This is a genomic window from Streptomyces sp. NPDC003042 (assembly GCF_053591315.1).
In genome coordinates this window covers 19,006-40,154 of the sequence record NZ_JBSFTP010000037.1, presented here as the reverse complement: position 1 = coordinate 40,154, position 21,149 = coordinate 19,006, and the positions used below count along the sequence as shown (strand labels likewise).

The window sequence follows — 21,149 nt, the reverse complement described above, 5'->3', positions numbered from 1 at the left end:
TGGCTCACCGAAGACCTGTGTTCTTAGGCCTCGTTGATGTTCTCGATCACCATGGGGCGGGAGTGGTCCGAGAGCTCCTCGATTTCCGCGTTGGCTTCTGCGATGAGCAGCTCAGCGTCGGTCGCCCGGAGCTTGTCGTCAAAAGACATGCCGACTCCTTCTGGTTTGAGACGGTTCCAGCGCGTTTGCACCGGATGAAGCATCGACAGTACGTCGATCTGGATCATTCCGATAGGGCATCTGCCCGCCAACTAATGCAAATATCCAAGGAATTCGGCCATGGTGCGGCGCAAACCCGCTGCCCCGAGACCGTGTGCGATCGCGTGCTGACGTGGAGTGCCGTAGTGGCGCAACTCGTCCAGGCGCACGCCGAGGGACAGCGTTCGATGAGCCCGGTCGGGCAGGGCGCGGGCGACCTCGGCGGCGGAGGTGCCCGCGAGATAGGGCTCGACGAGCACGACATTGACCTCCGACTGGTCGGCCACCGCGGCCCGCAGCGCTGCCGCGTCGAAGGGCCGGACGGTCGACGCGTACAGCACGGTCACGTCCAGCGGCCCGGTCGCCTCCAGTACGGCGTCGGCCAGCGGTCCGACCGCGATCACGGTGCCCCGCCCGCCCTCGCGCAGCACCCGGAACCCGTTCCCGTCCGGGTGGTAGGCGTTCTCGTTGGCCTGGTTGGACAGGCGGATGTAGACCAGTCCGCTCCCCGCCGCCGCCCGGCGCAGCTGCGCCTCCACCTCGTCGGGATGACCCGGAACGTGGATCGTCCAATCGGGCAGGGTGGCCAGCAGCGCCACGTCTCCGGGGGACTGGTGGGTCCGCCCACCGCTGGCGATGTCGTAGGACCCGCCCGCGCTGACCAGCACCGCGCCCACGTCCTGGTGGTTCAGGTCGAGTTTGATCTGCTCGAACGGCCGCTCGATGAGGAACGGCGCGAAGCTGTGCGCGATGGGTCGCAACCCGGCCAGGGCCAGGCCGCCGGACACGCTGATCAGCAACTGTTCGCGGATGCCCAGATTGATCACCCGATCCGGATGCTCGCCGGAGGCCCGGCCGAACATCTTCGCGCTCAGGTCGGCTGTGACCAGCGCGAGGTTCTCGTGTTCGGCGAGCAGCTCCGTCGTGACCTCGACGAACCGCTCTCGCATCTGCCCGGCCATCGCTTCTCCTCCTCGGTTGTGTGGTCAGTGGCTAGGGCTGTACTCGACCTCGGCGACCACCACAGAGGGGCGACCCGGATGAGGAGCGGTGAACGCCGCCTCGAGTGCGGTGTGGTCGCGCCCGTCGACCCGCGCCGTCGCCCAACCCTCCACGGCGAAGCGGGTCTCCAATCCGCCGGGCCAGCCCTGGGTCGCGTTGCCGTTGTCGATCACGACGACGTTGAGCTGCTCGAGCCGACTGCGGCCGGCGTAGGCGATCGCCTCGTGGTTGGAGCCCTCGTCGAGTTCGCCGTCGCCGAGCAGTACCCACAGCCGAGGTGACGTCAGGCCGCGCGCCCGCAGGCCCAGCACGGTGCCTACGGCCAACGGGAGACCGTGGCCGAGCGACCCGCTGGAGATCTCCACCCCCGGTATGAGCAACCGGTCCGGGTGGTGGCCGAGAGAAGCGTGGTAGGTGCCGAACCGGTCGAACTCGGCCGGATCGAGGAAGCCCTTCGCGGCCAGCACCGCGTAATAGGCCATCGGACCGTGCCCCTTCGACAGGTAGAACCGGTCGCGGTCGTCCGCCATGTCGGGCCCGACCCGCAGCACCCGGTCGTAGAGCACCCAGAGCACATCCAGGGTGGAAGACGCCGCCTCGGCGTGCTTCTCGTCCCCGGTCATCGAAGCCATCAAGCGGTACAGGTCGTCGTAGACCAGCCCTGTCATCACACCACCTACTTCCCCAACTCCGGTCAGAGGCGCGAACATACACGACCGTCGATCTTCACCGGCCGTCACTCACGGACCGTGACGGGAGGGCTCAGGGCCACTGCCGGGTCGTCGATCAGTGGTCTAGGGTGGGCGGCCATGAGGCATCGGTGGGTGTACGACGAACGAATACCGCCCGGGGAGACGACGCGGGTGTTCCAGAGGCTGATTCGGCAGGGGAAGGTCCCCGGGGGGCGGATGGCGTGATCACCTCCTTCGTTCGTAGCAACTACGCCTCGCTGCGCGGCCCGACGGCCCCCCTGGCGGTGCTGCACCTGCTCGACAGCGTCGGCAACGGCTTGTTCCTGGCCAGTTCGACTGTCTACTTCGTCGTGGTCGTCGGGTTGCCCACCGCTCAGGTCGGGATCGGGCTGTCCCTGGCAGGGCTCACGGGATTCTTCTCCAGTGTCCTGATGGGGCGGGCAGCCGACAGGTTCGGTGCCCGGCGCATGCTGCTGATCAGCATGTTGGCCCTCGCCGGTGTCTACTGCATGTACCCGATGGTCGACTCGGCGCCCACGTTCTTCGTGGTGGTGGCCCTGGTAGGCGCCCTCGAATGGGGCAGCGGTCCGCTGTTCCACACCTTGGTCATGGATCTGGTCCCGGAAGCCGACCGTGTCACCGCACGGGCCGCGCTCCGTTCGGTGTTCAACGTCGGCTTCTCCGCGGGCGCGCTCATCGCCGCGGGGCTGATCGGCATCGGCGGTGCGGCCATGCAGGCACTGCCGCTCGGCAACGCCCTGTCCTTCGCGCTTGCCGCACTGGTGGTCGTCAGGCTGCCGGTCACCAGCCCCGGGCCGCCACCCGAACGAACCTCACGGTTCAGGGCGCTGCGTGACGTCCCGTTCCTCGGTGTGATCGGCGTGTCGACTCTGCTCGCCCTCAACGGCACCGTGCTCGCGGTGGGTGTACCGCTGTGGATCCTCAGTGTCGACGGCGTACCGCGCAGCGTGATCCCGCTGGTGTTCATCCTGAACACCGTGCTGGTGGTCCTGTTGCAGGTCCGGGCCGCCCGAGGCTCGGACCACTTGGACGGCGCTGTCGCCGCCGCCCGCCGATCCGGGCTGGTGAGCGCGGCGGCCTGCCTCGTCATGGTCCTCGGTGGTCTCATCGGTTCCTGGGCGACCGTCGGCATCGCGGTGGTCGCCGTCCTGCTGATCACCGCCGGAGAGCTGTGGCAGTCCGCCGGCGCGTTCGGCATCGGCTACGGGCTGGCTCCTGACACCGCCCGAGGTGAATACCTGGGCGCGTTCCACCTCAGGATGGTCGCGCAGGCCACACTCGGCCCGGCCACGGTGGCCTGGTTCGCGACCGACCTCGCGCCCTACGGCTGGGCGATCGTGGCGGCGGCGCTCCTCGCCGGGGCAGTGCTGATCGGCCCGGCGGTCCGCCTGGCCGAACGCGACCGGGCCACCGCCGTCTGAGTCTCCCCACACTCAAGGACAGGACCTGTGCGATGAATATGCGGTTCGGCGTGAGTTTCTGGAAGCTCGAAGACCGGGCCTCCTGGATGGAGAAGTCCCGACGTGCCGAGGCCCTCGGCTACCACGTGATCACCGTGCCCGACCACATCGACATGCCATCGCCCTTCCCGGCGTGCGTTCTGGCTGCCGAGGCGACCAGGAGCGTCCGGGTCGGCACGTTCGTGAGCAACACCTCGTTCTACAGCCCGGCACTGTTCGCCCGGGACGTCGTCACTACCGCCCAGCTCACCGGAGGGCGGCTGGAGGTCGGCCTCGGCGCGGGGTGGAAGAAGAAGGAGTTCGACCAGGCCGGAATTCCGTTCGAGGCGGCGGGCAAGCGCGTCGACCGACTCGTCGAGACCCTGGACGAGGTCAACCGGGCCTGGAGCGCCGCCCGGCCACGCCCCGGCGCCGCGTCCGACCGGCCGCCCCTGATGATCGGCGGAAACGGTGACCGGGTGCTGAGACTGGCTGCCAGGCACGCCGACATCGTCTCGTTCGCCGGCACCGGATTCGACCCGCAGGGTCGGGGGATGCAGTTCCTCACCGATCGGCAGATGGACGACCGGGTGGCCTTGGTCGATGCGGAACTACGCGCATCCGACCGGGACACCGTGCATCGAAACATCATCGTGCTGCGCACGCAGGTGACGGATGACCGCGCGGCCGCTCGGGAGGACTACTCCCGCTTCCTGCGGGGCACGCTGAGCCCCGAACAGGTCGGCGAACTACCCGCCGTGCTGATCGGGAGCCCGGAACAGATCGCCGAGCAACTCATCGCTCGTCGGGAACGGTTCGGGTTCGACTACGTCACCGTGCAGGAGTCGGCGCTCGACACCTTCGCCAAGGTGATAGCGCTGCTCCGCTGACGCGGGCGCGGAGCCGACCGGCTGCCGTACCAGTCGGCCGGGATCTGCAGGTCGTAGACCTTGGGGCGGGCATGTGCGGGGATGTATCGGGCGGCTGCCTGGTCGCCGAGTGTGATCACACCGCGCTTGGTGAGGGAGGCCAGACGCCGCTGTACCGTCTTGACGTCGCATAGTGCGATCCGGGCCAGTGTTCGCCGCGACGGGAAGGCGTTGGTGCCGTCCGGATCGGCTTCCTCGGCCAGGCCGGCCAGCAGCATCCTGTCCGTCGTGCTGTTTACGGGGCTGTCGTGCAGGGCCCACAGGATTGGCTCAAGTGCCATGCCCCACCACCACATCCAGGGTGAGCGCGATGGTGTCGGGGGAGAGTGCCTGTGGCGCCCTCAGGATGTTTCCGCATGAGCTCATGGCTCAGCGCACCTCTCAGTTCACGCAACTAGGGCCTGTGTGATGTCGTGATCAGTTCCTGGGTCCTGTCCTCTTCGCGAGGTGGAATCCGGTACGACTGTGGTCGTGACACGCAGGCAACTCACCAATGTGCAGTGGAAGTTCGTCGAGCCGTATCTGCCGATCGGTAGGTACGGCCCGTACCCGGAGCGGCTGCGGGAGCAGTTCGAGGGTGTGATGTGGCGGTTCCGGTCCAGTGCCCAGTGGCGGGAGATGCCTGCCGAGTTCGGGCCCTGGGCCACCGTCTACGGACGCTTCCGGGTCTGGCGGGACGCCGGTGTTTTCACCGCCCTGCTGGAAGGCCTGATCGCCGAGGGGGGCCCGCGTGGGAAGGACCGACTTGTCGCTGGTCAGCGTGGATTCCACCACGGTCCGCGCCCACCATGACGCGGCGGGAATGCGCGTCAGCAAGCACCTCATGGAGGCCCTGGAAGAGGCCGCGCGGGAGCAGGAAACGGCCCGCCAAAAAAGGGCGGACCGGAGGAACACAACGGACAGACCGAGCGTCGGCGCATCCGACGCAGACGCAAGCTCCGCCTGAGGCAAGCCCTGCTCGGCAGGTCCCGGGGCGGCCTGACCGGCAAGATTCATCTCGCCGCAGACCGCAGGTGCCGTCCGCTCGCCTTGGTCCTGACCGCCGGGCAGGCCGGGGACAGCCCGCAGTTCATCCCCGTGCTCGCGAAGGTGAGAGTCCGCCTGCCCGTCGGCCGTCCCCGCACGACACCGTCCGCGGTCGCCGCGGACAAGGCCTACTCATCCCGAGGCAACCGCTCCTACCCGCGCAGACGCGGTATCAAAGCAGTCATCCCGGAAAAGCGGGACCAGACCGCCAACCGGAAGAAAAAAGGCGCACGGGGCGGCCGACCCGTCAGCCACGACGCCGACCTTTACAAGGAGCGGTACACGGTCGAACGCCTGATCAACAAGTTGAAGGCCTGGCGTGGCATCGCCACCCGATACGACAAGACCCCGGACAGCTACCTCGCCGGCCTCCACCTCCGCGCCGCAATGATCTGGATCGACGACCTACTGAAGACCACCGAATGATCACGACATCACACAGGCCCTAGTACTGCAACGGTGTTTGACGTGATGGTTGTTGGCCTCTGGTGGCGTGTGTCCGCGTCGTTTGTAGTGGCTGGTGCGGGCCTGGAACTGGCGTCGGCGGCGCCGGTGGGACCAGTGCATGACGTGGTCGACGGGTGCTGGTCGGCGGTGGGTGAGGCGGGTGATCAGGCGTCGGAGTTCGGGAGGGTGAGGGGTATGAGCTGCCCGCAGCGGGGGTTTCTGGGAGCTTGGCCTGGGGTCATAATTCCGCCATGAACATGATTGGATTGCGGCTGTTGCTCGCGACCGTTCTCGTCGGGACCACGCTGAGCGGATGCTCCTTCCTCTCCCCTTTCACGACTTGTGAGGGCACCGGTCCGGAGGTGGCTGCCCTCGATGAGTTGCCGGCCCTGGACCTGCACCCGCCGGGGGCCAGGCCCGTCGACGGCGGCGCGGCGGACGGGGCCACCTGCACCGACGACAGCGGGGACGCCTGGCTGAGCGCGGACCGGCTGTACGTGTACGACGGGAGCGTCGCGGACGTGCTGGCGTACTACGCACGGGAACTGCCGGCGGCGGGCTGGCATCCGGTCCAGCGGACCGGGGCAGCGCCGGAGGGCCGGATCCCCGTCACCTGCTTCGAATCCCCGGACCGGCCGAGCGTCATGGTCGATTTCGAGTCACCCGCCGACCTCCGCGAGTTCTACCTGGTGGACCCGGGTCCCGAGCCGACCGGCTCCGTGCCCCGGATCTGGTTCCACCTGTTCGCAGAGGCGTCGACCGACGGATCGCGCATGGACTGCTACTAAATAAAGGTTGTTGCGGAAGGGTGGGTGTGGGCAGGTCGGCGTGTTGGCTGACCTGCTGTTTCACCGGGCCGTGGCGAGGTTGTGCATGGTGGCGACCGCTTGGGACGGCGTGGGGGAGGCCATCACCTTTTTGACGGCAGTCGCGGAGGATCTTCCAGTTCTTCATCCGGGCGAAGGTGTGCTCGACGCGGGCGCGGATAGCTGCTCCACCCGCTCCGGGGTCAGCGTCGCGGCCCTGGAGCGCTGGTTGCCGATCCGGTACAGCTCGGGGTCACTGTCGTGCAGCTGGGCGGCGACACCGAGGAGGCCGGCCGCGAAGGCTTCTGCCTCCTTCACCACGTGGTGGAAGACGAACGTGCGCCGGAAGCCCTCCTCGGCCGACGCCTTCACCGGCGCGGCCTGCAGAGCGGCCAGGCGCGCCCCGCGGACGGTGTCGGAGCGGCTTTCGGGGCCGAGGAGCTGGGCGGCCTGGAGCTGGGTGTCGGTGATGTCCACGCACACCACCTGGTACGGCGCACAGATCCCCCGGTCGATGGCCTCCGAGAGGGTCAGGGTGAAGCACCGGCTGCCGAACGGGCTGTCGGGGTCGTCGTCCATGCTGGCCACCAGCTCGTCCGGCGCGCCCTGTTCCTGGTCCTCGTCGTCCGCGGCCTGCCACAGCCGCGGCGTGGCGGTCATGTAGAGGCGGCGCAGGGCCGGGATCCGGGTGTTGTCGTGGACGACTGCCCACGGCTTGCCGATCCGGCCCGACGTGTGGTGTGCCTGTCTACGACGATCAGGTCCCAGCCGGGGAGGCCGGCCTGGTGGGCGCGCTCCAGGGTGCCGAGTCCGAGGGAGGTGTACGTGGCGAACACCGTGACACGATCGAAAGGGCGCACCCACGCGACCAGCTCGTCCACGTCCGTGGTGTTCGGGAAGGGCACCTCCTCCCCAAGCAGGGAGGAGACCCCGATCATCGGGCCGCGGTGGCCTCCCTCGCGCCACGCGGCCTCGGTCTGGGCGAGCAGGTCCAGCGACGGCACGAGAACGAGTACACGGCCCGCCCGGAGCTCCTCCGCGCTCCGGGTGGCGACGAGACTCTTCCCGGACCCGGTCGCCATGATCACCTGAGTCCGCAGTCCTTGCGCGGGCACGGTCGACCGGGCCGGCAGTTCGAGGGCGCGGAGCACGGCGTCCACCGCCCCCCGCTGGTGTGAGCGGAGCTGCCTCGTCACGTCTGCTGGTCCTTCGTCTCCTGCGACCGGTGGCACAGTGCGTCATTCATCCGCCTCCTCTCGGCGCCGGTGGTTCCGGCCCGGGCTCCGCGGATCCTGGGGGTGGATGACTTTGTCTTCCGACGTGGCCACACCTACGGAACGGGGCTCGTGGACGTGGAACAGGGAAAGCCGTTCGATGTTCTGCCCGACCGCAGCTCGGAGACCTTTCTTGCCTGGCTGGAGGCCCATCCCGGAGCGGAGGTCATCTGCCGGGACCGGGCTACCAGCTACACCCGCGCGATAAAGCAGGCCGGCACCGGGGCGATCGAGGTGGCCGACCGGTGGCATCTGCTGCAAAACCTGTCCGTTGTGGTGGAGAAGATATGTCACCAGCACCGCAGCTGCCTGCGAAAACACGCCCAAGAGCGAGCTCAACCTGACGCGCCGGTGCCTGACACCTGCGTGCCGGATCAGCCGGCCGCGCTGCCGAAGACCGCCATCGTCGAGCGCACCGTCCACCGGCACGCTGACATCCTCGATCTGGTGGACAAAGGGTGGACGATCAGCGCGATCGCGCGCCGCTTGGGCATGGACCGCAAAACTGTGCGGCACTTCCGGGACAGCGATGTCGGCGTGCTCATCGAATCCGCGCGGCATCGTCGAACGGGGCTCCTCACGCCCTTCCACCCTTACCTGCAGGCCCGGTTCTCCAACGGCTGCACGGACGCCAGCCGGCTCTTCCGCGAAGTCCGCGAGCGTGGATTCGGAGGCACCGTTCAGACCGTCCGCCGATACGTCGCGACGCTCCGAGACGGCACTGCCCTACCCGCACCAGCACCGATTCCGAGCCCACGCGCGATCACATCCTGGATCACGCGCCGCCCTGAGTCGTTGAGTGAAGATGACGAGGTCCGGCTCAGCGACGTCTGCCTGGCCTGCCCAGACATCGCCCGCGCCCGCGAGATCGCGCAGCGGTTCACCGCCCTGGTCCGCGAACGCACAGGTCATTTGTTGCCCGATTGGATCAGCGACGTGGAGCGTGACGCGCCTCAGCCGATCCGCGGGTTCGCCCGGTTCATGAAGTTCGATATCGACGCGTCACCGCGGGGCTGACCTTGCAATACAGCTCTGGCGTCGTGGAAGGCCACGTCAACCGCATCAAAACGATCAAGCGGCAGATGTACGGCCGAGCCTCGTTCCACGTACTGAGAGCCCGAATCCTCATACAGCCGTAGTCATCACGGAACTGCGGTCACAGCCGTTTTCCGAGATCCTCATCAGCGATGCCCGATGAAACCCATTGAGCAGGTCGCCACCCTGGCGACGTTCGGATCGGTGTGGGCCGTGTTCGCAGTCGGCCACAACCTCACGGATCACGTGATCGGCCAGACCGACCACCAGGCCAACGGGAAGGCGGCGCCGTCGGCGGCCGAGGTCGCCGACGGCGCCAGCCCGCGGGGCTGGGCCGCCTGCCTGGGGCACTGCCTTTCTGTCGGGCTTCTCGAAGAGCGAGCGGTAGGCCCCCTCACGGATGTCGTGGTCAGTGCCTCTGCTTTGGGCCGCTGCGGTGTGCGACACGTGGTGTGGACGGCGGCGGCTTGATGTGGCGACGTAGGCGCGGCCCACCGGCCTTACCCCTGAATATCCGGTGGGTCCTCCGCCGTAGGCGAGGCACAATTCCCGGGGAACCGGGGTGAGGGAGAGCTTGTTGGACGTGTTCGCGTGTGCCGGGTGCGGCACCGAGGTGACGGCGCCGGTGTCCCGAGTCGCCCTCCCGGTCCACACCCATCACGGGGGCTGGGAGGAACTCCATCCTCCGCTGATGGAGCCCGCGACGTACGCCGTCGACCCCGGGCCCACTGGACCGCCCTGGCGGTTGTGGGAGGAGGTCGGAGAGGACGCGGCTGCCCGACAGGGCGTGTACGCGCCGGTGTACTCCGTCTCCTTCGGGGCACGGAACCGGATCGTCATCGCCCCAGGCGACTCCCGGTCCATGGTCCTGATCCTTGAGAAGTGCGAGGGCTACTGCCGGGGTGTGGACGGCCGGGCCGGCCCCAATTTGGCGTGCGAGGGGTGCGGGCGTGCCGTGGCTACGCGCATGGACGATTGCGGAGTGTGGCAGACGGTGTGGCTGGAGCCCGACGCGGTCGTACGCCGCCCCTCGGGGCTTTCGGCCGGGCCGCCTCCCGACTGGGACGAGCTGAAGCGCGCCGAGCACCGCGTCCCGCCCGTCGAACCCGATGGGTCGTGGAGCCGCCGGTGGGAGGCGGCAGTTGGGGTCGCGCTGGCCCACCTGGTAGTGGCCACCGGGGACCGCCCGGTGTCCCTGCCCGCCGGCCCCGTCGCAGAGCTGCTCGGCCACGCCGTCGGGCGGTGCCTCCCCGCTGGGCCGGATGCCCGCTCCGTGGGGCTGGCCGGTCCGGGGATCCGCGCGTCTCGGCCCCGTCCTGATGTCCTCCTCGTCCCCCGCCACCCCCGCACGGGCGAACCCTGGCGCCCGCCCGGCGATGAGGCGGCCGTGGTGCCGCTGGACAGCGGAGTATGGGCGTACCTCGCCTACCCGGGCGAGACCTCGCCGGTGCCCGCCACCGGGGTGCTCCCGGAGGGCGTCCTGCGCGACGACTACCCACTGCCGCCGCGCCCCTGGTACCCACTGCGGCCCCACCCCGGCGCCTTCGAGTACACCCTGGTCGGGCTGCCCGCCATCCGCGCCCTCCGGCTACGCAGGTACCACGACGCGTACCAATCATGAACGTCTGGCTGGGCGTCTACGGCGAGGCTGAGCCGGGGACGGTGTCAATTCGAGTGCTCAGTCACAATGGTTGTGACTGGGCGCTGTAGTGGGCCCATGAGCGCTCTACGTGGCACCGCCCGGGTGAGTACCCCTGGGTGGCCGGGTCATGTCAGAGGCGGCTGGCACGATGCTCCGCATGGATCTCGTACACCCGCTCGACGGCCTGGATGCCCGGCCCTGGTCTTTCCTCTCCCATGCGTACGGCAGCGCGGAGGACCTTCCCGATCTACTGCGGGCTCTGACCGGCGCCGACGTGGATGCGGCGGATGAGGCGTTGTCGGAGCTGTACGGGAGCGTTCTGCATCAGGGGACGGTCTACGCCGCCAGCGCGGAGACGGTGCCGTTCCTGGCCGGGATCGCGGCGGCCGGCCACCGCACGGCAGACGTCTTGGCGCTGCTCGGCGGCATGGCAGAGAGCGAGGACGAGTACGGCGTGGCACCGGGCGCGGTCCGGGCGGCCGTGGCGGACCGGCTTCCGTTGCTACTGCCCCTGCTGGCCTCCCCGGAGCCGGAGGTCCGCCGGACCGCGGCCTGGGCGGTGTCCCACACCCGCGCGACCGCGATTGCGCTCCCCTCCCTCCGCGCGCGCTGGGACGAGGAACCCGAACCCTCCGCGCGCGCGGAGGTCCTGGCCGGGATCGCACGGCTCGACCCGCAGGGCGGAGCGGCGGCGGCCGCCGCCGTCCTGGACCCGTCCCAGCCGGCCGAGGTGCGCATGGCCGCCGTCTTCGCCTCCCTCGACGCAGGCGCTCCGTGGACCGAGCCCATGCACACAACGATGCTGTCCCTTCTGCCCGCCGACCCCCTGCGCTCTCATCTCGACCTCGAACGCGGCGAGCCGCTGGCCGCCGTCGTCGAGGCACTCCTGGGCCGGGGCCGCCGCATGGAGCGCAAGGTGGCGTTCGCACTGGTCGACGCAGCCCTGCACGACGGTCGGGCCGAGGTGCGGGCCGAAGGCCTCTGGGCGGCCGACCGCGCCTGCATGCTCTCCCGCAGTGCCCCGCGGCGACTGGTGTGGAACCTGCGAGCGGCGGCCGTCGACGAGGAGTCGGTGGTCGCCATGTCGTCCCTCCTGGGCCGGCTGGGCAGCGTGGCCGCACCGGCCGCGGACATCCTCGCCCCCCTCGCCGGACGGAACCCGGACCACGACGACGACCATGCGGACCGGGCCCTGGCCGCGCTCGTACTGGTTGCGCCCGCGCAGTCCGCCCCGATCCTGGCCGCTGGCCTCGGGCGGCGCCCGCGGGCCCTCGATGCCGCCGCCGGGTTCCGGAGCCCGGAGGACTCCGCCTTCCCGTACAGCGGCGAACTCCTCGACGCGGTCCGGGACCGCCTTGCCCGGCCCGAGGCCCTGAGCGGCAACGAACCCTGGCAGTTGACGAACCTGCTGGCGGGGTGGGGCGACGAGGCAGCGCCGGCGTTGCCCGAGCTGTGCGCGGCGCTCCAGCGTTTGCCCGGCCAGGCCGCCCGGGCCATCGCTTCCGTCGCCGCCGTCTGCGCTCCGGCGGACCGCGCCCGGGCCGTCACCTCGTTGCGGGCGGTAGCGGCCGAGCAGGGAGTCCTCCCCGTGGCGAAGGCCCTGCACGACCTCGACGGCGAGATCGCGCCCCTGCTGCACTGCCTCGAACAGGACCTCCGGCGTGGCGCCGGCCAGCTCAGGGAGGCCGCCAGGATGGCTGGTGCGCTCGGTCCCCGGGCAGCGGCGCTTGCGCCTGCCCTGCGCGAGGCGCTCAGCGGCACGGACGGCGACACCACGCCCGCGTTGGATACGGACACGGCCCTCGCTGAGGCTTTGTGGCGTGTCACGGGGGACGCGGACGGGGTAGTTGCCGTTCTGGACTCGGTCTTCGCACGCGCCGAACAGAACCCCTGGTCCCGGTGGTCGGTGGTGCGGGCCGCCCGCACGACGGTCCTCCTCGGCCCCGCGGGACGGCCGCTCGCCGCCCGCCTGGAAGCCGCCCTCGACGATCCGGCACAGGCACCGGCCGCGGTGCTGGCCCTCACGGCCGTTGCCGAACCCGCCTCGCTGGACCGCACCGCGCTCGCCGAGGCCGCCTTGCGGTCGGCCGAATCGGACGCCGATCCGGCAGGTGCCTGCGACGCCCTGGAAGCACTCGGCCCCGACGCATTGACCGGCGACCACGCGCGCCGACTTGCCGCTCTCGCCGACGGCGACGCCCGGGTGGTCCGCTCGGGAGTCGAAGATCGCGTCATCCGCCAGGACGAAGCCCTCCGAAACCGCGCCCGGCCACTTCTCACCGCCTGCCCGGACCCCGCGGCACCCTGACCTGCCGGGCATCGTCGGCTGCCTCGACATCCGAACCAGGCCGCGCCCCGCACCATTCGTCCCGGACCGTGAGCGTCGTAGTTGGCCGGACGGGCCAACTGCGGCGCTAAGTCACACCAGTTGTGACTTAGAGGGCGTTTAGACCCATATTTGGCTGCTTAGTGCCGCTATCGGCTTGAGGTTGAGCGGGGCCCCTGGGGCTGATGCGGTCTGTGATGCAGGAGCGGCGGCCGCAAGGGCGTCTTGGTCTGGCTACTCCTGTTTCATCCCAAGGTGCCGGGTTGTGCGCCGTGTGCTTCGGGCGCCGGTGTCTGCGCCCGGGCCTGCCGGGTCGTGGGTGGGTAGCTCGGAATCGTGCCTGAACGTCGCCGATATCCCAGTGACCTGTCCGATGCCCGGTGGCAGTTGGTCGAGCCGGTCCTGACCGCGTGGCGGTCCGAGCGCCGCGGCCGGGGCCTGGACATCGGCCGGCCTCCCGACCACGACCTGCGCAGTCTGCTGGATGCCGTTCTATACGTGAACCGCACCGGGATCCCCTGGCGCTACCTGCCGCACGACTATCCACACTGGCACACCGTCTACGCCTACTTCGCCCGATGGCAGGAGGAAGGTGTCTTCGATCAGCTCAACAGCCTCCTGCGGCGCCAAGTCCGCAGGCAGGAAGGCCGGGAGGAGGAACCGACCGCCTGCGTCATCGACTCGCAGAGCATCAAGACATCCACCAACGTGCCCGCCTCCGAGCAAGGCATCGACGCCGGCAAGAAGATCGTGGGCCGCAAGCGGAGCATCGTCATCGACACCGTCGGCCTGCTCCTGGCGGTCATGGTCACCGCTGCGAGCGTGCAGGACTCGATCGCCGGCCAGACCCTGATCGAACGGGTCGCCGCCGACCATCCGACCGTCCGTAAGACCTGGGTCGACGGCGGCTACCGCCAGCACCTCGTCGAACATGCCGCCACCCTCGGCATCGACATGCACATCGTCCGCCGCGACCCCGCTACCAGGGGGTTTGCCGTCCTGCCCCGTCGGTGGACCGCCGAGAGAACCCTCGGCTGGCTCATGAACCACCGCCGCCTGGCCCGCGACTACGAAGCCCACCCACACCGCTCCGAAGCCATGATCCACCTCGCGATGATCAACCTCATGACCCGCCGCCTCACCGCCGAATCCACACCGAGTTGGCGCGGCACGTGAACCACACTCAACCCGGCAATCCAGGATAAAACAACGGGATGAAACGCCCTCTGATAAGCCATCGAGTCACGAGCGTTTGTACGCCGTGCCACCGACGATGAGCAGACCCTTGTACTCGAAGGCCTCGGCCACTGGATCCTCGCCGTAGTGGAAGCGGCGGACGTCACGCTCCTTGCCGGTGGCGGGGTCGAGGAGGTACAGGCGCACGGCCGGGATCATCAGCAGGTCACGGCGTTCGTCGACCACGGTCAGTCTCCCGTCCTGGAGGTGGAAGACGCTGATGTGGGTGTCAAGGTCGTTCTTCCACACCTGCCGTCCGGTGGCCAGGTCGAAGGCCATGGCGTGGTGCCGGGTGCCGACGCCCTTCACGTAGCGGCCGCCGATGGAGTAGAGCCTGGTGTCGTCCACTGCAACGGTGCCGATGGCCAGACTTCTGGAGCTGATGGGCGGGTTGGGCCGGCCGTCCCTGTTGAAGGAGCGGTAGGCGCTGTTGTCGTCCACAACCAGTGGGTCGGCGGAGACGAGGTGCGCGCGGCCTTGGCCCCACACGACCGGCTGACGGTCGCCTATCGGGGTGGACCACAGGAGCGCGCCGGTGGCCGGATCGAACGCGGCCGCGTGCAGTTCGGCGTCCTTGGTGATCCCGTTCGGTTCCTTCTTCGAGCCACCACAGGTGAGGAGGGCGCCCACGTGCCGCACGGCGGGCAGGGCATGGGCAGGGACGCAGTTCGGGGGAACGGCCGCCGTCCAGCGGGGTGTGCCGGTGCGTACGTCGACGGCGCGCAGTCCCTGGTGGGTGAGCACGGTGAGACCGCCGCCCGCGGTCACCTGAGCACGCTCGCGGTCGCCAAAGCGCCTTGTGCGGTCCAGGGCCGGGATTGAGGTGCGCCAGATCTCGCGGCCGTTCTTCATGTCGACCGCGGCGAGTGTGGTGCACAACTGCTGCTTGTCCGAGGCGGGCCGGTTCTCGTTGTCGCGGGTGACGACCATGACGGACTGGTCTACGTCGGCCCTGGTTGCACAGATCTTGGAGTTGCGCGGGGGCCAGTACTCCCAGACCTGTTTGCCGGTCCCGGCGTCGTGGCCGGTTGCCGCGTAGGATCGGCTCCGCACCAACGTGTCGCCGGCCAGCCAGGACCCGTCGCCGTCGTACAGCAAGGTCCCGTCACTGTCGTACGGCTGGGTCCCGTTGACCTGGTCGAGGACCGTGCCGTCCGCGGGGGCCTCCCAGGCGATGTCCATCGAGTCGCCCGGGAAGCGTCCCGCAATGCAGACGGAGGCGACTATGACGGCGCAGATCAGGGCCGCGATCGCACCGCCCCGGATCAGGAAGCGGCGGGTCAGGATGCGGCGGGTCCGTTCCCTGCGCGCGGATGAATCGCCGTTCGGCTCGTCGTCGTTCGATCGCGTCGTTCGCGTGGCCATGCTCGCTACCCCCCCTTGGCGTGACGCCGCCAGCCGGCAGACGGGGCGTCATGGTTCTCCCAGCGCGGTGATCATAGACATGGGTCCGAGCAGGTGTGGCACCGTCAAGGCGTCGGGCTCATCTCCGCTGCGGCTGCTGCACGCGTAGGAAACGCGCGCCAGCCCGAGGTAGCGACGGCGCCGTTCGGGCGTGGGCGGCAGCCGCGGGGCCACCCGCTCCCGCAGGTTGTCACGAACAAGATCAGCGCACACTCCGGAGACCCTGCCGAGCAAGATCGTCGAGGACAAGACCCGAAGCTCAACTCATTCTGAAACGATCAGTTATTCGGCACGTAGAGGTGGTGGCGAGAGGCCGGGTGGGCAGGGCGGGCGGGCGGGCCGCAGGCTGCCGGCGGACCACGAGGTCATCGACACCACGTTCACCTCCGTCAACACGTTCCCGCCGCGGACGATCCGGCGCCGGCCGTGGGAGGTCCTGACCCACGGAGTCCGGGTGAAGGACACCGCCGGACAGCCGGTCTACGCCGACAACCTGGCGCAGCTCACGGACTTCCTGCCGTTCCAGGTCGAGGTCGGTGCGGCGTCTCCTACGAGGCCGGGATCCCCCCGCTGCACCGGCTCCACGAGATGTACCACGTCAACGAGATCGAGGACGAGCTGCTCGGCAAGGGCTTCACGTTCGTCCTCGCCCCGGGGAGGGACCCGCTGCTCGCGGAGATGTTCCTCGAGACCGAGGAGAAGGTGGCGGAGCTGTCGGAGATGTACCGGGCCTGCTTCAACGCCGAGGTCACCCCGGCCCTGCACGCGCTCAAGCGCATGGATCAACTCCCGCTACACATCCGTCAGTTGCATCCGCGTCACAAAGACGATCTACCGGTTCAGGTCCAGCCGCGAGGGTCAATCCCAGAAATTGATCACAGCCGACTACGCCCCCTACTATGGGTCTGCCCTTGAGGGGATGGGCGCTATCGCTGGGTGGGGGAACCATGGACCAAGAGCCGCCAGCGGTGTTCGGCCCGCTGCATGTCGCGCTGTACCGCTGGTCGCTGGAGCGTGGGAACCTTCGTCTGGAGGAGGCTGCTGCCGAGCTGGGCGTTGCCGGGGCCGAGGCCGGATTGGCACTCGGGGACCTGCTGTCCGCCAGGCTTCTGAGGCAGGAGCAGCTCACTGGAGAGATCCTGCCCTGTACGCCCGATACCGCGGGCGCCCATCTCGTAGGACCCATCGAGGCGGCCATCCAACGCCGGCGCCGTGCCGCGCGAGAGGTCGAGGAGAGCCTCGCAGTGTTCCGCTCCGCATATCAGGGGGCGAAGGCGCAGCGCAGCAACCACGAGCCGCTCGAATACCTCAGGTCCCTGGATGCCGTCCGAGCAACGCTCAGCGGGCTCACCGACAACGCCGCGCTGGAAATACGCGCCGCCCACCCGGTGTTGCCGCCCCAGGAGGCGATCGAGGAGGGACTCGAGCGCACGGTGGACTGCCTGCGGCGCGGGGTGCGACTGCGGACTCTGTACCCGCACAGTGTCCTCGCACACCCGTACATGCGGCGCCATCTGGAGCGGCTCACCAGCGAGGGAGCGGAGTTCCGGACCGTCAGCCATGTCGCGTCCCGGGTGATCATTTTCGACCGGGGGACCGCTGTACTGCCTGCTGAGGGCCCGGAACCGGGTGCGCTCGTCCTGCGTGCCGAGCCGCTGCTCGTCTACATCCAGAGGAACTGGGACTCCGCATGGGAGACCTCGCTGCCTTTTGAACCGCTGCCGGGTCAGCTCGGCTACGGCGAAGCCGATCAGGAGCTCAAGCGGGCCATCGTCAGACTCCTCGACGGCGGTCTCAAGGACGAGGTGGTCGCCCGTCGGCTGGGCATCTCCGTACGCGTCTGCCGTCGCCACATAGCCGAGGTCATGAAGGACCTTGGGGCGACGAGTCGCTTCCAAGCGGGGAGTCGTGCTCATGAGCAGGGCTGGCTGGATCGGCGCGACGAGGTAGCTGACGCCGCCTCCTGAGGCGGATGGTGAGGGCCGTGCCCAGCGCCAGGGCCAGGCTCTGTGCGGCCACGGCCAGCCAGAACATCGGGCTCCCCGTGCCGGCGTCGGAGGTCAGGACGTAGAGCTGCCCGCCCACCACTGCGCTGGCCAGGGCTCCGAGTCCCGCCGCCATCCGCACGGTGCCCACGGCCGCGGCGGGCCGGTTCGGTAGCGAGTCCAGGGCTGCCAGATCACATTTGAGGAAGATGAGGAGTTCTCCGAGCGACACCAGGACGGTACCGGCGAAGACCCCCGGCAGGCCGTACGGGCCTACCAGGGCGAGCCCGGCCCCGAAGAGTACGAATGACATGAGCGCCGCCGTACCGAACCGGAGGCGTTCGATCCGGCTGGAGGCAAGCGGTTGCACCACGATGACCAGCACCGTGTTGAGCAGCAGCACGAGGCTGAAGACGCCCGCGGAGTGATGGTCCGACAGGTATACGACCAGGTAGTTTTGGAAGAACATGTAGATGTAGGTGCCCAACCCCGCCACCATCATGGGCGGCTTGAGCAGGGCCTTCGCCAGCACTTCGCGCTTCTCGCCGCCGCCTCGGGACGCGGGGCGGTCCGGTTCGAGGAGCACCGCGTGGGCGATGGCGACCCCGGTGAACACGACCGTGACGGTCACGAAGACCGGCCCGGGCGCCGTCGTGATGAAGAGCGCCGAAATCAGCGGGCCCACGGCCATACCGGTGTTCAGCGCTGAGTTGGTCAACGACAGCACCAGCGGCCGACGGTCCGGCCCCGCTTCCTTGACCAGGTACGCCTTGTTGGCGGGGGTGTACAGAGCGTCGCCCGCCGCCGTCATCAGCAGGGCGGCGACGGCCAGCGCCGGCACTCCGAGCGACAGCGAGAAGAGCAGGAAGCCGCAGGCCCGTACCGTCAGCCCGGCCAGCATGGTGCTCCGCAGGCCGATGCGCTCGGCCACGATCCCGCCCACCATGCCGCCGGAGAACTGCACCAGCGAGGCCGCGCCGATCACGAGTCCGACCACACCCAGCGGGAATCCCAGCCGCTGGTGGAGGAAGACCGACATGAAGGGCAGCACCATGAAGCTGCCCAGCGGCAGCAGGAACGAAGAGACCAGGAAGAACTTCAGCCGGCCGGTCAGCACCGGGGGGCGCGGCCGGGCGCCCGGCGCGGTGGCCGGGTCCGCCTCAGTAGGAGGGGTGCCAGATGTGACCATCGTCGTACTCCACCCAGTAGTTGTCACAGACGGCCCGCATGGCCGCGAACACCTCGTCGTGGGAGCCGGCGCGCAGCCAGACCATCCCCTGGCGGGCGGAGTTGTCCACGGTTTCCACAAGCTCGCAGCCAGGGGTGATGCGGATCTCGTGGTCGAGGACCTCCGGCACGGTGTCCAGGACCTTGGGATCGGCGACCGCCTTGACCCGTCCCGCCGGGGGCAGGATCGAGAAGGACACGGTCACCTGACCGGCAGGCGGCTCGACGGGAACCACGGGGGTGGCAGGAAAGCCCGGGGCGTCGGCGCACAGCGCGGTCAGTGCCGCGTCCAGCTGGAGCGTGCCGGTCGACCACTCGACCATGCGGGAGATCCCGTGTCCGCCGACCCGCGTCTGCGACTCGATGATCACCGGCTGCCCGTCGGTGTCGACCTTCACCTCGGTGTGCGCCACGCCCCAGCCCAGCTCGATGGCGTCCAGCAGCCGGTGGGCAGCCGCGGCGACGCGCTTCGCGTGGACGTCGTGGGGCGGCGGGGGCGGCGTCATGATGTAGTTGACGACGGTCTTCGGGTCGCCGACCAGCTTGGCCAGCGTCACCGCGACGGTCCGGTGTTCGCCGCCGGCGGTGACGGTCTCGACGCTGTAGAGCCCGTCGCCCGGTACGAAGCGCTCCGCCAGGTAGGGGGTGTCGCCCTGCCAGGCGGGGTTCTCCGCCGTCTCCTCCAGGTCCCGGGCGCCGTTGATCTCGTAGACACCCTCGCTGCCCACACCGGCCGCCGGCTTGAGGATCAGGTCGGGTCCGTGCTCCTGCCAGAAGTCGCGCAGCTCCGCCCCGTTGTGCACGAGCCGCCAGCGCAGCGCCAGGTCGGGGTGGGCGTCGAGAACGGCGCGCATGCGGTCCTTGTAGCGGGTGACGGCCACCGGATGCAGGCCGAGTCCTTTGACGCCGAGCGCGTCCGCGACCACTGCCGCCGTCTCGAGCCCGAATTCGGTGAAGGACACGACGGCGTCGAACGGCCGCTGGGCGTGCATGCGACGGGCGTGCACGAGACACGTGGAGATCTGTACGACAGCCGCATGGCATGCCTGTACGCAGTCGCGTTCAAGGGTGCCGTCTTGCCATTCGCTGTCGTGTGTGTCGCCGAGGAAGCTGACGTCGTACCCGGCCTTGACGGCCTTGTCGATCAGGGCCTTCCAGCCGCCGATCATCAGCAGATGAGGTCTGTCCATGATGGTCTCCCTGGAGATGGGTGGCGCGGTCAGAGGATGCGCGGGCGCACGAGCCGGGCCGCGGCCGCGGCGTTGTGCATCGCGAGCTCGGCCGTCGGGCCCTCGGCCACGATCGAGCCGAGGCTTGCGCGCCAGTCGGTGAGCGAGTCGACGGGCGCGCCAGGAGTGAGGGCCGAGTACAGGCGGGGCAGACCTGGGTGGCCGACGAGGTGCTGCTCGCCGTCGAACCCGTCGAACACGCCGGTACGGTCGGCGATGAGGTGGATCTCCGACACGCCGCGCGCCGCGGAGAGCGGCGCGTCCAGGAGGGCGGGGCGCTCTCCGAGAGCCATATCGAGGAAGGCCTCGTAGATGTTGGTGTCGTACGTGCCGCAGACCAGGGTGCCGATATGGCCGCCGCCCAGCCGGGGGTTGATCTCGACGATCTCGTAGCCGTCGCCCGTGACGATGAACTCAGTGTGGGAGAAGCCGCGGTAGCCGATGCCGTCGAGGACGGAGGAGACCCAGGCGGTCAGCTCACGCTGCTGTGGCTCGGGGAATGCGATGGGGAAGGCCTCGCCTTCCTCACGGAAGTGCGGCAGGGGGGAAAGCAGGCGGCTGCTGACTCCGAGCAGACGGGTCTCGCCGTCCCAGCTCAGGGTCTCGGCGCTGTACAGCGGGCCGGCGAAGTAGGGCTCGACGGTGAGCATCCCTCCCCGCAGGTGGCTGTCGCGTGCTGCCGCCAGGATGCCGGGCAGGTCGTCGGCGCTGTGGGCCATCCACACGCCCTGGCTCCCGGTGCCGGAGGTGTCCTTCAGCACGGACGGGTAGGTCAGCTGGTCGGCGAGAGCGGCCGGGTCGGTGGTGGAGGGGTCCACGCTGACCTGGGAGGCACGGGACAGTCCCATCCCGTGCAGGTGTCGGCGCAGCGCGGCCTTGTCACGTACCAGCCGCACGGCCTCGGCGGGCTGGGCCGGCAGGCCGAGTTCGGCCGCGACCTCCAGCGAGACCAGGCTGCAGACGTCCGTGGTGCTGACGAGACCGGCCAGGCCGTCGATCGTCCGCAGTTCTTTGGCCGCCTGGGCCGCATCGGTGGTGTCCACGTCGTGGATGACGAGGGTGGCGGGGTCGCTCAGGGCGATCTCGTGCGCGTACTCGGTGCGGTCGGCGGTGAGCAGGTGGAAGGTGATTCCGCGCTGACGGGCGGCCGAAACGGCTTGGCTGAGCCCGTAGGTGAGCCATTCGAGAGCTGCGATGTGCACGGTGAAATCTCCGATCGAGGGCCGGATGG

General features: G+C 69.3%; 20 protein-coding genes and 3 pseudogenes. 12 read left to right on the top strand and 11 right to left on the bottom strand.

The window, feature by feature from the left end; translation table 11 throughout:
* Positions 1-23: 23 nt before the first annotated feature.
* The 3 genes from ACWDYJ_RS19500 to ACWDYJ_RS19490 all read right to left on the bottom strand — a co-directional run bounded on the left by ACWDYJ_RS19500 (position 24) and on the right by ACWDYJ_RS19490 (position 1,910).
* Positions 24-149 (bottom strand): hypothetical protein, encoded by a 126-nt coding sequence (locus tag ACWDYJ_RS19500; protein WP_255306236.1) that lies wholly within the window; start codon positions 147-149, stop codon positions 24-26.
* Positions 150-251: 102 nt separating this feature from the next.
* On the bottom strand, positions 252-1,160 hold the full coding sequence (locus tag ACWDYJ_RS19495; RefSeq protein WP_451566800.1) for a transketolase family protein: 909 nt from the start codon (positions 1,158-1,160) through the stop codon (positions 252-254).
* 24 nt (positions 1,161-1,184) lie between these two features.
* Positions 1,185-1,910: a transketolase gene (locus ACWDYJ_RS19490; RefSeq protein ID WP_451566799.1), complete on the bottom strand. Its 726-nt coding sequence runs from the start codon at positions 1,908-1,910 to the stop codon at positions 1,185-1,187.
* A 203-nt stretch (positions 1,911-2,113) separates the two neighbouring features.
* Here ACWDYJ_RS19490 and ACWDYJ_RS19485 point away from each other — a divergent pair, with 203 nt between their 5' ends.
* Both ACWDYJ_RS19485 and ACWDYJ_RS19480 read left to right on the top strand, forming a co-directional pair.
* Positions 2,114-3,334, top strand: a complete 1,221-nt coding sequence (locus ACWDYJ_RS19485) for an MFS transporter (RefSeq protein WP_451566798.1) — start codon at positions 2,114-2,116, stop codon at positions 3,332-3,334.
* Between the two features lie 50 nt (positions 3,335-3,384).
* Positions 3,385-4,242 (top strand): TIGR03621 family F420-dependent LLM class oxidoreductase, encoded by an 858-nt coding sequence (locus ACWDYJ_RS19480; protein WP_451566797.1) that lies wholly within the window; start codon positions 3,385-3,387, stop codon positions 4,240-4,242.
* On the opposite strand, the gene ACWDYJ_RS19475 is transcribed toward ACWDYJ_RS19480, so the two are convergent.
* The gene (locus ACWDYJ_RS19475; protein WP_451566796.1) at positions 4,179-4,562 is read right to left on the bottom strand and encodes a helix-turn-helix domain-containing protein; all 384 of its coding nucleotides are present in this window, start codon (positions 4,560-4,562) and stop codon (positions 4,179-4,181) included. The two genes, ACWDYJ_RS19480 and ACWDYJ_RS19475, sit on opposite strands and share 64 nt — an antisense overlap.
* 190 nt (positions 4,563-4,752) lie before the next feature.
* On the opposite strand from ACWDYJ_RS19475, the pseudogene ACWDYJ_RS19470 reads away from it, so the two are divergent.
* Positions 4,753-5,733 (top strand): annotated as a pseudogene (locus tag ACWDYJ_RS19470) (IS5 family transposase).
* Between the two features lie 272 nt (positions 5,734-6,005).
* Positions 6,006-6,542 (top strand): hypothetical protein, encoded by a 537-nt coding sequence (locus tag ACWDYJ_RS19465; protein WP_451566795.1) that lies wholly within the window; start codon positions 6,006-6,008, stop codon positions 6,540-6,542.
* A 60-nt stretch (positions 6,543-6,602) separates the two neighbouring features.
* Here ACWDYJ_RS19465 and ACWDYJ_RS19460 read toward each other — a convergent pair.
* From ACWDYJ_RS19460 to ACWDYJ_RS19450, 3 genes and pseudogenes are all read right to left on the bottom strand, one after another.
* Positions 6,603-6,741, bottom strand: a pseudogene (locus tag ACWDYJ_RS19460) (transposase); the annotation flags it as partial.
* On the bottom strand, positions 6,705-7,220 hold the full coding sequence (locus ACWDYJ_RS19455; protein ID WP_451566794.1) for a hypothetical protein: 516 nt from the start codon (positions 7,218-7,220) through the stop codon (positions 6,705-6,707). The gene ACWDYJ_RS19455 and the pseudogene ACWDYJ_RS19460, both read right to left, overlap by 37 nt.
* Complete coding sequence (locus ACWDYJ_RS19450) at positions 7,217-7,756, bottom strand: DEAD/DEAH box helicase family protein (RefSeq protein ID WP_451566793.1); 540 nt, start codon at positions 7,754-7,756, stop codon at positions 7,217-7,219. Before ACWDYJ_RS19450 ends, ACWDYJ_RS19455 begins: the two co-directional genes overlap by 4 nt.
* A 69-nt stretch (positions 7,757-7,825) precedes the next feature.
* Here ACWDYJ_RS19450 and ACWDYJ_RS19445 point away from each other — a divergent pair, with 69 nt between their 5' ends.
* The 6 genes and pseudogenes from ACWDYJ_RS19445 to ACWDYJ_RS19420 all read left to right on the top strand — a co-directional run bounded on the left by ACWDYJ_RS19445 (position 7,826) and on the right by ACWDYJ_RS19420 (position 14,013).
* Positions 7,826-8,851, top strand: coding sequence for a transposase (locus ACWDYJ_RS19445; protein WP_451566792.1), 1,026 nt, complete (start codon positions 7,826-7,828; stop codon positions 8,849-8,851).
* An 11-nt stretch (positions 8,852-8,862) separates the two neighbouring features.
* A pseudogene (locus ACWDYJ_RS19440) lies at positions 8,863-8,973 on the top strand (hypothetical protein); the annotation flags it as partial.
* A gap of 55 nt (positions 8,974-9,028) precedes the next feature.
* Positions 9,029-9,340: a hypothetical protein gene (locus ACWDYJ_RS19435; RefSeq protein WP_451566791.1), complete on the top strand. Its 312-nt coding sequence runs from the start codon at positions 9,029-9,031 to the stop codon at positions 9,338-9,340.
* A 106-nt stretch (positions 9,341-9,446) separates the two neighbouring features.
* A complete protein-coding gene (locus ACWDYJ_RS19430; protein ID WP_451566790.1) occupies positions 9,447-10,490 on the top strand; it encodes a hypothetical protein in 1,044 nt (347 codons plus the stop codon).
* A gap of 178 nt (positions 10,491-10,668) precedes the next feature.
* Complete coding sequence (locus ACWDYJ_RS19425; protein WP_451566789.1) at positions 10,669-12,819, top strand: hypothetical protein; 2,151 nt, start codon at positions 10,669-10,671, stop codon at positions 12,817-12,819.
* 354 nt (positions 12,820-13,173) lie between these two features.
* On the top strand, positions 13,174-14,013 hold the full coding sequence (locus ACWDYJ_RS19420) for an IS5 family transposase (protein ID WP_451566788.1): 840 nt from the start codon (positions 13,174-13,176) through the stop codon (positions 14,011-14,013).
* Between the two features lie 66 nt (positions 14,014-14,079).
* Here the strand turns inward: ACWDYJ_RS19420 and ACWDYJ_RS19415 are convergent, their stop codons facing one another.
* On the bottom strand, positions 14,080-15,438 hold the full coding sequence (locus ACWDYJ_RS19415; RefSeq protein WP_451566787.1) for an outer membrane protein assembly factor BamB family protein: 1,359 nt from the start codon (positions 15,436-15,438) through the stop codon (positions 14,080-14,082).
* A 627-nt stretch (positions 15,439-16,065) separates the two neighbouring features.
* Between ACWDYJ_RS19415 and ACWDYJ_RS19410 the strand changes: the two genes are divergently transcribed.
* Together ACWDYJ_RS19410 and ACWDYJ_RS19405 are read left to right on the top strand one after the other, a co-directional pair.
* Positions 16,066-16,392, top strand: a complete 327-nt coding sequence (locus ACWDYJ_RS19410) for a hypothetical protein (protein ID WP_451566786.1) — start codon at positions 16,066-16,068, stop codon at positions 16,390-16,392.
* Between the two features lie 53 nt (positions 16,393-16,445).
* The gene (locus ACWDYJ_RS19405) at positions 16,446-17,444 is read left to right on the top strand and encodes a hypothetical protein (protein ID WP_451566785.1); all 999 of its coding nucleotides are present in this window, start codon (positions 16,446-16,448) and stop codon (positions 17,442-17,444) included.
* Here the strand turns inward: ACWDYJ_RS19405 and ACWDYJ_RS19400 are convergent.
* Genes ACWDYJ_RS19400 through ACWDYJ_RS19390 form a run of 3 tightly spaced genes read right to left on the bottom strand, consistent with a single transcriptional unit; the run spans position 17,341 to position 21,120 of the window.
* The gene (locus ACWDYJ_RS19400; RefSeq protein ID WP_451566784.1) at positions 17,341-18,651 is read right to left on the bottom strand and encodes an MFS transporter; all 1,311 of its coding nucleotides are present in this window, start codon (positions 18,649-18,651) and stop codon (positions 17,341-17,343) included. The two genes, ACWDYJ_RS19405 and ACWDYJ_RS19400, sit on opposite strands and share 104 nt — an antisense overlap.
* Complete coding sequence (locus tag ACWDYJ_RS19395; protein WP_451566783.1) at positions 18,623-19,879, bottom strand: ATP-grasp domain-containing protein; 1,257 nt, start codon at positions 19,877-19,879, stop codon at positions 18,623-18,625. Before ACWDYJ_RS19395 ends, ACWDYJ_RS19400 begins: the two co-directional genes overlap by 29 nt.
* Before the next feature lie 29 nt (positions 19,880-19,908).
* The gene (locus tag ACWDYJ_RS19390; RefSeq protein ID WP_451566782.1) at positions 19,909-21,120 is read right to left on the bottom strand and encodes an ATP-grasp domain-containing protein; all 1,212 of its coding nucleotides are present in this window, start codon (positions 21,118-21,120) and stop codon (positions 19,909-19,911) included.
* Positions 21,121-21,149: the final 29 nt, after the last annotated feature.